Raw genomic sequence first — 11,553 nt, forward strand, 5'->3', positions numbered from 1 at the left:
GGTTTATATCCCGAACTTTACTTTTGCCAATGTATTTCTTTTCAAGAAACATTATTTTACCAGCAACACTTATCTGCATATTTTACTTAAGTAATTTACATCCCCTTTAATCCCCACCCCACCAAGGAGACTATAGATGTCAACTGCATATAAATCAGCGATTGATCTAGTACGTGAACTAAAGCAAAAGCACGGTAACTGGCAGAATATCAGCGAGACTGATGCCGCACGTATGATGATGCAAAACCGTTTCAAAACTGGTTTAGATATCGCCAAGTATACTGCAAAAATCATGCGTCAAGACATGGAAGATTATGACAATGATACGTCTCAGTACACGCAATCTCTAGGTGCATGGCACGGTTTTGTTGCTCAGCAAACTATGTACGCTAAGAAAAAATACTTTGGCACTACCGCTAAAACGTACATCTACCTATCAGGTTGGATGGTTGCTGCTCTGCGTTCTGAGTTTGGTCCTCTACCTGACCAATCTATGCACGAAAAAACGTCTGTGCCTAAACTAATCGAAGAAATCTACACCTTCTTACGTCAAGCTGATGCTAAAGTGTTAAACGACTACTTCCGTGAGCTAAACGCTGCAGAAGAAGCGGGTCAAGACACTTCAGCTATCCTAGAAAAAATCGAAAACTTCGATTCACACGTTGTGCCAATCATTGCTGATATCGATGCCGGTTTCGGTAACGAAGAAGCGACTTACTTGCTAACTAAGCAAATGATTGAAGCCGGTGCTTGTGCTATCCAAGTTGAAAACCAAGTGTCTGACGCAAAACAGTGTGGTCACCAAGCGGGTAAAGTAACCGTACCGCATGAAGACTACATCGCAAAAATCAATGCGATTCGTTATGCATTCCTAGAATTGGGCGTTGAAGACGGTATTATCGTTGCTCGTACTGATAGTGAGGGCGCATCACTCACGCAAAAAATCCCAGTATCAAATGAACCAGGCGACCTTGCTTCTCAATATATCGACTTCCTAGAAATGGAAGAAGTGACCATCGAAGAAGCTAATGAAAATGACAGCCTTCTTAAGCACAACGGCAAATTGGTTCGTCCTAAGCGTCTAGCTAACGGTCTATATCAGTTCCGCGAAGAAACCAACATCGACCGCGTCGTACTTGACTGTGTCACCGCTCTAGAAAACGGTGCTGATCTACTATGGATCGAAACACCTACTCCAGACGTAGAACACATCAAAATGATGGTTGACCGTATTAAAGAAGAGCAGCCAAAAGCGAAGCTTGTATACAACAACAGCCCATCGTTCAACTGGACGCTAAACTTCCGTAAGCAAGTTATCGCTCAGTGGGAAGAAGAAGGCAAAGACGTATCAAGCTACAACAAAGACAACTTGATGAGTGCTGATTACGACGGTACTGAGCTTGATGAAGCTGCTGATATCGCTGCGAAGAACTTCCAACGTGACGCATCACGCGAAGCGGGTGTATTCCATCACCTAATCACGCTACCGACTTACCACACCACTGCACTTAGCGTTCATGAACTTGCTAAAGGCTACTTCGGTGAAGAAGGTATGCTTGCTTATGCAGCTGGCGTCCAACGTAAAGAAATCCGTGAAGGCATCGCTTGTGTTAAACACCAAGCAATGGCGGGTTCTGACCTTGGCGATGATCACAAAGAAATCTTCTCTGGTGAAAACGCCCTTAAAGCTGGTGGTGGCAAAAACACCATGAACCAGTTCTAATAATCGCTCACTTATAGTTATATTTTATAAGTACCCGTTATAAAAAAGCCGTCCTACTTAGTAGGGCGGTTTTTTTTGGCTTTAAATAATTTCCCTGTATAAAACGATAGCGTTATTAAATAGCCATTTTTAGCACATTTAGATGTCTATCGATTGAACTGGGAACACGCCCTAGTATCCGCTAATCAGCCAAAGTAAAACTTTTACTTGTCATTGTTCGATAGCTTTCATACGATGGTAATTATTTAACAGGTATTACTAACCATTCATAACTATAATCGGGAGCCATCATGCAAGAGATAGAGCTGAAGTTTCTAGTACCAGAATCGCGCCTAAAAGGTTTGATGCGCCAAGCGAATATTAAATCCTCACAGCTCACGCAGCTGGCCGCGCATTATTATGACACTCCCGATCAGCAGCTCGCTAAGGCGGGTATTGGCTTACGTATTCGTCAGGAAGGCGATGCGTGGGTGCAGACCATCAAAGCGGGTGGCGACGGTATTGCAGCGCGTTTAGAGCACAATGCGGTACTAGATACCCAACAAGTCCAAGCCATGTTGGACACCAATACGCTCATGCCTGATTTGAGCATTTATCAAGACACTTCCATCGCCCCTGCTCTAGAACCATTTAAATTAACGAAACTGGCTAAAACGCTCACCCGCTTATATGTCACCGATGTCGAGCGTATAACGCGATTGCTCACAGATAATAGCGACAAGGACAGCAGCAATCAGATTGAAATGGCATACGACTGCGGAGCGATTATCCACGGTAGAGATGATACTCAGCGCGATAGTATTCAAGAAATCGAGTTTGAGCTGATATCAGGCGATGTAGATTTTTTATTTACGACTGCCAAAACCTGGTGTCAGCGCCATAAACTCTGCTTGTCTACAGTGACCAAAGCCGAGCGCGGTGGCTTATTAATTACGGGGCAACAACATAGCCGAGCGGTTAGCGCCAATCTTAGCGATCTAACTGTTGATAAAGACAGCAGCAGGCCGGCATTTATACGGGCAGTCGTACATAATTGCCTATTGCAAATACTACCCAATAGTAGCGCCATCGTCGCAGGCAGTACGGACAATGAGCATATTTTACAATTGTATAACGGCATTCAGCGCTTACGTACCGCGCTTAAGCTATTTAAAGGCTTCTCTGATGAGCTCAATCCTGACTGGGTGATTATTCTTAAACAAACAGCGACTTTACTGGCTGATTATCGCAAGCTTGCTTATCTTGCCAGTCATATCGAGCCCTACTTACAAGCGCATGAGGCACCAAGCGTTGATTGGTCGGCAGAAATTGAAGCGGCGAAAATCACTCCTATCGATGCGGTACGTGCCAATAATTTACAACTGACGTTGCTTGAGCTAATAGCCTTTACCATGAGTGACCCCAACCTTGAACCACAGGCGAATAAACGCGCCGCTCATAAGCTTAGAAAAACATTGGACAAACGTTATAAAAAATTGTTGAAAGCTGAGAGTAAGCTCCATGAAGCTAGGAATGCTAACGCGGATAGCAAAGATTTAACTGGTGTCAATTTGGAGAGCGTGAGTTCAGAAAGTATTAACTTAGAAGGCGTTAAATCAAAAGGCGTTAATTTAGAAAGTAGAGAGCCGCAAAGTCTGCAGACGAAGGATATAGATTTGCCAGCCAAGGACGAAAAACAAGCCCAGTATAAACTGTACCGACAGCTTGAAAAATTGCGCTACGTTAGTGAATTTGCAGCGCCCTTAATCAACAATGAAAATCTCAAAAATAAAAAGCTCAACAGTAAAAAGTCTAAAAAGAAAAGCAAGCGCTTCCTAAAACATCTCGTAAAAGTACAGCAAGCGCTTAGGCAACAACTTGATACCACTTATTATCAGCAGTGCTATCAACATAAAGCGAGCTCAGACTCGAATGCCTTGTACGGCGCAGGCTGGTTGAATGCTTCTTTAATAGATACACAGAAAAAGTCTAAAAAACGCTTAGCTAAGCTTAAATCTGCGGATAAGTTCTGGTAATAAAAACTAAAACTGGCTTTTTGACCCTGTATCTTACTTATAATTAACTTAACCTTTACATAATTCAAAAAAAGACAGCGACCATCAGGTACGTTGTCTTTTTTTATGCGTAATGTTTTTAAGCATGATGTTTTTTAAGCATGATGTTTTTTAAGCATGATGTTTTTTAAGCATGATGTTTTTTAAGCATGATGTTTTTTAAGCGTAGTGTTTTCGAGTAAATATCAACGAGCAATAATGGTCACAGTTGTGCCCTCGGTCACTTGTTCAAATAACTCCAAAATATCCTCATTGCGCATCCGTATACAGCCGTGAGAGAGCGGCTCGCCCATTGGTTCGCTGTCTGGTGTGCCATGAATATAAATATAACGCTGATAAGTATCGCAGCCGCCGTGAACATTACTGCCTTTATTCAACCCCTCTTCTAGACCGCGTAACCATAAAATACGGCTTAATATCCAATCGCGCTCTGGATACAGTTTACCAAGCTCTGCACTATAGACCTCGCCTGTCGGTTTGCGTCCCACAAATACCGCGTTCATGGGTTCATTGCCGCCGATTTTTGCCGCGATAATGTGCTTACCAAGGGGTGTGCAGCCGCTATCTTGCTGGCTGCCAATACCGTTTTTAGCGGTCGATACCGTATATTGAGTCATTCCTTTATCGTATTTATATAGCGTTAACGTTTGCTGAGCAATGTTAATAACCAGTCGCACATCAGAATTTTCGTTAAACTCTTCGGTAAAGCTTTCGTTATTTGTCATAAGATTTTCCAGCGCTCATAAATCTACAGCGGTTATTATCAACTGCGTTGAGAGTAAATAGTGAGCGAAATGTTTGCGTTTTTCTATTATTAAGGGATTGTATCAAGGCTTTTGGCACCGTAATATAGGGGCACACTTTTTGATGCTAGCAGATTATGACGACTATTTCACCGACACGTGTGTCGATGTATGATTTTCTCTATCAAGATACCAAGCCGATGGTGTCATTATTGGCAGACGTGGCTAAGCTGTCATTACCGCAAGCGCGTTTGGCGATGGATGCCAGTTTGCAAGCGATTATCAGCGCCTTACTTGCTTATCAGCAGCATAATGATGGCCAAGCAGTGAGTAAAAAACTGTTTACTCGTACCGCCGTCAAAGAACTAAGACGATATAATTCAATGAATTTTTCGACCATCAATGCGACTTTATATTATCGCCAAGAGGTGGCCGATGCGATTTTTCATGAGAATGTGCGCGTGATCAAAGCCAGTGATTACATTGCAGAGCGCATTGAGGCGACGTCACCGCAAGTGCAAATACTACTCACCTCTTTATGCGTGATTGTCTTACGTGAACTGGCGATTTTAGCAGAATATAGCCAGCTTGATAATGAGGAGCTGGACAAATGGTTCGCCTTGCAGCCGCAGTTTTTATCCGTCGAGCGCTTTGTGGCCAATAAACCAGCGTTAGAATCTACCAAGCGAGCTGAACCTAATGAGAATGAAAAAACAACCACTTCTACAGAAACTGCTTTACAGTCAGACTTAAAAGTAGATGTAGAGACAGAAGTAAGAAACACCACAGAACGTACTTTATTGAGCACAGCGCAGCTCGCTGATACTCCGCCCGCTTTTGACCCTTATTGGCACGAGTTGACGACGTTTAAAACTGAAAACCATGAGCTTGTCCAAGACATGCAACTAGCGACGGGCAATTATTTAAAGGTCATTGGGCGCTCACCTGCCAATGCTCAACAAGGTAAATACAATGACTTATTGGTGTTTGCCGAAATGTCAGCCATAAGCTTGCCGCACCAGCGTTGGCTGTTGCAACTGGCGAAAATTTCAGAAATATATTTGCAGCGCAACCGCCTAAGAATTACCTCCGAGCCTGCCAGCGCACCAAAACCACCTTTGGTAAGCTTAGGTCTAATTGGCGGCAATAACGACAATACGCCGACCACCACCAGTGAAAAGCCGATTGAATACGACGCGCCTATACCGCTCTGGAAAAATCCCGTTATCCTAATCATTATTGCGGTTATTGGCGTACTTGGCGGGCTAGCAGCGCTCAAATATCAAAGCCAAAAATCTGACGGTATCAAATTGGCCACAGAAGAAGTCATCGAGCAAGATCTTATCAAGGAGCGCCAACAGCAAGATGTGGCGATTGTTATGGTAGACGATGATGAAGATGGCGCTGAAGAACCAAAAGCGTCTCAATAAGAATAATTCATAGATAAATTTTGAAGTAGACGAAAGTAGTTGAACAACCCTTAAAAAACCAAAAAAAAGGCGCTAACTTATTAGCGCCTTTTTTTATTCATACTTTATTTAGAACAATCTAAAAAAATATGCTTACTTCGATAAATCACGACCACGGCTGGCTTCAATCGCCAAACGTAGACCATTTAAACGGATGAAACCTTCGGCATCTTTTTGATCATAAGCACCGGCATCATCTTCAAAAGTGGCGATTTTTTCATCAAACAGTGAATCGTCTGACTTACGGCCGACGACGCTAACCGCGCCTTTGTATAATTTGACGCGTACGGTACCGTTGACATATTCTTGTGATTTGTCAATCAAGGCTTGTAGCATCATGCGCTCAGGGCTAAACCAATAGCCGTTATAGATAATTTTAGCGTAACGTGGCATCAGCTCATCTTTTAAATGCGCCGCTTCACGGTCAAGGGTTAATGATTCGATACCGCGGTGGGCTTTTAACATAATGGTACCGGCTGGGGTTTCATAGCAGCCGCGTGATTTCATACCGACATAACGGTTTTCGACGATATCCAAACGGCCAATACCGTGCTTACCGCCAATCTCATTCAGCTTAATCATTACTTCATAAGGCTTAAGCGCTTCGCCATCGATGGCAACGATATCACCTTGTTTGTATTCTAATTCTAGATATTGCGCTTCGTCAGGTGCTTCTTCTGGACTGACTGACCAGCGCCACATATCCTCTTCAGCTTCGGCGTATGGGTCTTCTAAGATGCCGCCTTCATAAGAGATATGCAGTAAGTTGGCATCCATTGAGTACGGAGATTTCTTCTTATTGCCGGCATAATCGATAGCGATATTATGTTCTTCGGCATATTTCATCAAGCTTTCACGGCTTGATAAATCCCACTCACGCCACGGCGCAATGGTGACCACGTCAGGTGATAAAGCAACGGCACCAAGCTCAAAACGTACTTGGTCATTACCTTTACCAGTCGCACCATGACTGATAGCATCAGCGTTATGCTCTTTAGCAATTTCAACCAAACGCTTGGCAATCAAAGGACGCGCGATAGAAGTCCCGAGCAGATACTCGCCTTCGTAAATGGCATTGGCGCGGAACATCGGGAACACATAATCGCGGGCAAACTCTTCACGTAAGTCTTCGATATGGATATGCTTGATACCCATCGCTTCAGCTTTGGCACGCGCCGGCTCAACTTCTTCACCTTGACCGATGTCAGCGGTGAACGTAATCACTTCTGCATCATAGGTTTCTTGTAGCCATCTGGCGATGATTGAGGTGTCAAGACCGCCGGAATAGGCCAAGACGATTTTATTAATATTTTTTGGATCAAGCTGAGCCATGAATAACTCCTAATATAAGAATTTATTATCGAATACATTTAATGAGAAATAAAAATGCGCAGGATAGGATGAAATAAATAAAAAATAGATTGCCTGCTCAGTGTACATCATATTTACGTGCGGCAAAAGTATCAGCGCCATTCGGTGCTAGGTTTTCACCGAAAATTAGCATGAATGCATATATAGGCGCTGGTTACTTATCAACGAAATCATAACGCTTTTATGTACAGATATTTCGCCGCATATTTAGTCAAGTAGGCAAATCTGTTATGATAGCAGCTCAGCTAGACTCCCTTTTACTGCCGTATAAAGATATAGAGCGCGACGATACTATGACCGATTTGATTAGAGAATTAACCCTACTGCAGCCAGATGATTGGCATATTCATTTGCGCGATGATAAAGCGTTGGCGACTACCGTTCCACACGCCGCCCAGAGTTTTAACCGCGTCATCTGTATGCCAAACTTGGTACCGCCTGTTAAAAATATCGATGCGGCGCAAGCCTACCGTGAGCGCATCCTGCAGCATTTAGCAGCAAGCGATTTGAGTGCGGAGCGTAAAGCAGCTTTTGACCCACGCATGACCTTGTATCTCACCGATCAAACCACTGCTCAGGATATCGAAATGGCGGCAAAATCTGGTATCGTGCAAGCGGTCAAACTCTACCCTGCTGGCGCAACGACCAACTCTGCCGACGGTGTCACCGATATTAATGCCTGCGTCGATGTCTTTGAAGCGCTGGAAAAATACAATCTACCACTACTGCTCCATGGCGAAGTCACGCATGACCATGTCGATATTTTTGACCGTGAAAAGCGCTTTTTAGACGAAGTGTTGGCACAAATCATCGTCAAATTTCCGACGATGAAAATTGTGCTAGAGCATATAACCACCAGTGATGCCGCCGACTTTGTCTTAGAACAAGGCAATCAAATTGCTGCGACCATTACGCCGCAGCACTTAATGTTTAATCGCAATCATTTATTGGTTGGCGGTATCAAGCCGCACTTTTACTGCCTGCCTATTTTAAAACGTGAAAGCCATCAAAAAGTATTGTTGGATGTCGCTACCAGTGGCAATCCAAAATTCTTTTTAGGCACAGATTCGGCGCCGCATGCAACAAACGCAAAAGAATCGGCTTGCGGCTGTGCTGGCTGCTATAGTGCTGCTAATGCCTTACCGCTATACGCCACTGCTTTTGATAGTGTGGGTAAAATAGATAAGCTTGAAGGATTTGCCAGCCGCTTTGGCGCCCAGTTCTATGGTTTGCCAGTAAATGAGAGTACCATCACGTTGATAAACACGCCGATGCAAGTACCGACCAATTACCCTTATTTTGATGGCGCGTCATTAAAGCCGCTGTTGGCGGGAGAGACGTTACCTTGGTCTATTAAAGCTTAACAGCAGTGACATAACGCTATTTGCCTGCATTTATTTCATATCCTATGCTAGGTCTGCACTTTTGCTAAAACGCCAATTCGCTTAGCAAAAGTAAACCTCGTATCATAGGATATTTATTGTTTATTTCATTCAATACCACAGCACGACTGATAAAAGCGATTTAACCTGATATGACCATTCAAAATGATGCCGGCTTACCTAGAAACAATTTGGCTAATACGGAAAATGCCTGTCTTACTACTACCTCAAGCTCAAGCGCTACTGCCGATAGTAACGGCGCAACAGATGAACAAGCACCCATGTGCTTAAAAGAGCGTTTTCGTAAGTTTTTGCCTGTTGTCGTCGATGTCGAAACCGCAGGCTTTAATGCGCAAACCGACGCCTTATTAGAGATTGCTTGTATTCCTGTACTACTTGATGAGCAAGGTGTATTTTATCCAGGAGAGGCATTTAACGCCCATATCGAGCCTTTTGAGGGCGCAAATCTTGAGCCAAGCGCGCTTGCCTTTACCGGTATCGATCCTAATAATCCACTGCGTAAAGCCATTGCCGAAGATGAAAAAACGGCGCTGCGCCGTATTTTTAAAGGCTTAAAAGAAGTACGCCGCGCTGAAGACTGCCGTCAATGCGTTTTGATTGGCCATAATGCCCATTTTGACTTAGCGTTTTTAAATGCGGCAGTGTTGCGTACCAACAGCAAAAACCATAATCCGTTTCACAACTTCTCAGTTTTCGATACCGTGACGCTGTCTGCATTGGCATTTGGACAAACGGTACTCGCGCGTGCTTGTAAGGCTGCTGGGCTTGATTTTGATGGTAATGACGCGCATTCAGCGCTCTATGATACCCAAAAGACGGCTGAACTGTTTTGTCATATTTTAAATAGCTACCCGATGCTCGCGAACGCTATCCATAACGAGCAGGAAAATACCGAGACAGCCGCTAACAGCACTGTCGATAGTAACGCTGACGACGCCAAGTAAAATAAAGCATACGCCCTTTGCATTGTTAAACTTAATGAATAGTGTTATCTATAGTTAATCATCTATTATGGATTAGATGAGCTTAACAAAAAGGGACTTTGTTATGGAACCACAGGTTAAATTATGGGCCACCATTATCGGTTACATGCTACTGGCGTTAACTATTAGCGCTTGTACGTCGTTGTGGATTCGCCATCATTTAAAGCGAAAAGACCTACATCCACGGCGCGCGCTTAAAAAAAGATACTTAATTTCAAAAAGACGTCGAAAAAGGCTTGACAGCAAGCGCGGTCGCCATTAAAATACGCACCACTTCGGCATAAATGGTGAAAGCAGCTGAAGCGTTGTTACTAGTCCCCATCGTCTAGAGGCCTAGGACACCGCCCTTTCACGGCGGTAACGGGGGTTCGAATCCCCCTGGGGACGCCACTATTTGGCGTCACTTATTAGCAAATTTGCTATCAAGCATAAATAAGACTGATAAGCACACCAGCAAAACCCTACTCATAGAAATATGAGTGGGGTTTTTTTATGCTTATTTTTTCACGAATACCTATAGTGAGCGAAAATTGATATCAGCAATACCGTAGCGTTTTTAGAATATTTTGACTATATCTGTTTTCCATCAATATCTATAAATACTCATAAATAAATCGAACGTGATTTATATTATTTTCTCGCAGCAAAAAGCCAGCACTGAATGCTGGCTTTTTAAATATCTACGCGTTCATTATTTAGAACAATTTACCAAATCTTATCGGCTAACATCAACCAAAGCAGCGCCAACACGATTAAGCCCGCTAAGACACTTTGAATTAAGAAAAACGCTTGATGCTGACCGACGACTTTACCTAAGGTCACCCCTAGCGTACTGTATTTTATCGGCTGGGTATCAAGCTCACCAGTCTTTTCTTGGTCTTCATAATAACCTTGCAGAATATCTAAAAATTGCTGCCAGCCATTAACTTCCCAAGTATGGGGCTTAAATGGCATAAAAGATTTTAGCTTTGGCTCATTCATCATCCAGCGCTCAAGAGTGATCGAGCGTAGCGACCAACCCGCAAAACGGCGCTCAGCAATCGCCGAAAAATCCAATATTTTTAAATCTTTATGTCGATCATCGACCAACAAGCGATTTTTCAGATTGGTCAACGCTTGTTCTGACCCTTCTACACATTGGAAAAAGTAGCCATTGCCGTAGCAAAGGATACCGGTAATGTTATCGGCTTGATTACGCTCAATCGCGACCTCTGCGATGTCATTAAGCGTACTCGCACTTGCAAGACCAGTCGACGTAATGTGGCTCAGATATACAAGCTGGCAGAGATCTGGCGTTACTGGATTTGTCGAATCATTCACTGTTGACAATCAGCTTCTCCCTATTATCAGGTAAATGTAGCTAAGACAACCATACTCATTTTAGAAAAAATAGAGCAACAAGGCATTTAGAAGTAACAAATTGGCTTGTTATATTATTGATTTATAAATGTTTATATTTATTGTATTAAGTTGGTTACATCATAGGCTAATTTCGTCATCAAAGCAATATATGTTTATTTTAAATGACTACTTATTAATACTAAACGTTGCTTTAATAACATTTATATTCAACATATAGCATAAATAAATGCTTTTTTATTCAACAGTCGGTCTAAAATCTTAGAAAAATAAAGATGAAAAATGGATGCTATAGTCAAAGAACTTATAAATCGCCACACAGCCATAAGAAATAAAAGAACAGTGTGTCAACACAATCTAGCCGCCATTCCTTACGTTTTTGTTTGACCCAAGCCCACATTTGCTCGATAGGATTCAAATCAGGACTGTAAGGTGGCAGCCATAAAAT

9 protein-coding genes and 1 tRNA gene are annotated in these 11,553 nt (G+C 43.0%); 6 read left to right on the forward strand and 4 right to left on the reverse strand.

Annotated elements, in window-relative coordinates; translation table 11 throughout:
- Positions 1–136: 136 nt before the first annotated feature.
- Positions 137–1,723 carry an isocitrate lyase gene (locus H9653_RS10510; RefSeq protein WP_102077245.1) on the forward strand — a complete coding sequence of 529 codons (1,587 nt, stop codon included), beginning with the start codon at positions 137–139 and terminating at the stop codon, positions 1,721–1,723.
- Between the two features lie 290 nt (positions 1,724–2,013).
- A complete protein-coding gene (locus H9653_RS10515) occupies positions 2,014–3,738 on the forward strand; it encodes a CYTH and CHAD domain-containing protein (RefSeq protein ID WP_191692332.1) in 1,725 nt (574 codons plus the stop codon).
- 224 nt (positions 3,739–3,962) lie between these two features.
- Here the strand turns inward: H9653_RS10515 and H9653_RS10520 are convergent, their stop codons facing one another.
- Complete coding sequence (locus H9653_RS10520; protein WP_068407100.1) at positions 3,963–4,502, reverse strand: L,D-transpeptidase; 540 nt, start codon at positions 4,500–4,502, stop codon at positions 3,963–3,965.
- Between the two features lie 155 nt (positions 4,503–4,657).
- Between H9653_RS10520 and H9653_RS10525 the strand changes: the two genes are divergently transcribed.
- Complete coding sequence (locus tag H9653_RS10525) at positions 4,658–5,950, forward strand: hypothetical protein (protein WP_191692333.1); 1,293 nt, start codon at positions 4,658–4,660, stop codon at positions 5,948–5,950.
- A 132-nt stretch (positions 5,951–6,082) separates the two neighbouring features.
- Here H9653_RS10525 and H9653_RS10530 read toward each other — a convergent pair whose 3' ends face one another.
- A complete protein-coding gene (locus tag H9653_RS10530) occupies positions 6,083–7,321 on the reverse strand; it encodes an argininosuccinate synthase (protein WP_191692334.1) in 1,239 nt (412 codons plus the stop codon).
- A 332-nt stretch (positions 7,322–7,653) separates the two neighbouring features.
- On the opposite strand from H9653_RS10530, the gene pyrC reads away from it, so the two are divergent.
- The 3 genes from pyrC (at position 7,654) to H9653_RS10545 (ending at position 10,136) form a co-directional block, all read left to right on the forward strand.
- Positions 7,654–8,724, forward strand: a complete 1,071-nt coding sequence (gene pyrC, locus H9653_RS10535; protein ID WP_191692337.1) for a dihydroorotase — start codon at positions 7,654–7,656, stop codon at positions 8,722–8,724.
- A 299-nt stretch (positions 8,725–9,023) separates the two neighbouring features.
- Complete coding sequence (gene rnt / locus H9653_RS10540) at positions 9,024–9,707, forward strand: ribonuclease T (protein ID WP_225211724.1); 684 nt, start codon at positions 9,024–9,026, stop codon at positions 9,705–9,707.
- Positions 9,708–10,060: 353 nt separating this feature from the next.
- Positions 10,061–10,136: transfer RNA gene (locus H9653_RS10545), tRNA-Glu, on the forward strand.
- Between the two features lie 315 nt (positions 10,137–10,451).
- On the opposite strand, the gene H9653_RS10550 is transcribed toward H9653_RS10545, so the two are convergent.
- A complete protein-coding gene (locus H9653_RS10550) occupies positions 10,452–11,066 on the reverse strand; it encodes a BLUF domain-containing protein (protein ID WP_227671156.1) in 615 nt (204 codons plus the stop codon).
- A gap of 343 nt (positions 11,067–11,409) precedes the next feature.
- Positions 11,410–11,553 (reverse strand): transposase, encoded by a 144-nt coding sequence (locus tag H9653_RS12725; protein WP_404814817.1) that lies wholly within the window; start codon positions 11,551–11,553, stop codon positions 11,410–11,412.

This window comes from Psychrobacter communis, assembly GCF_014836505.1.
Taxonomy (GTDB): Bacteria; Pseudomonadota; Gammaproteobacteria; order Pseudomonadales; family Moraxellaceae; genus Psychrobacter; species Psychrobacter faecalis.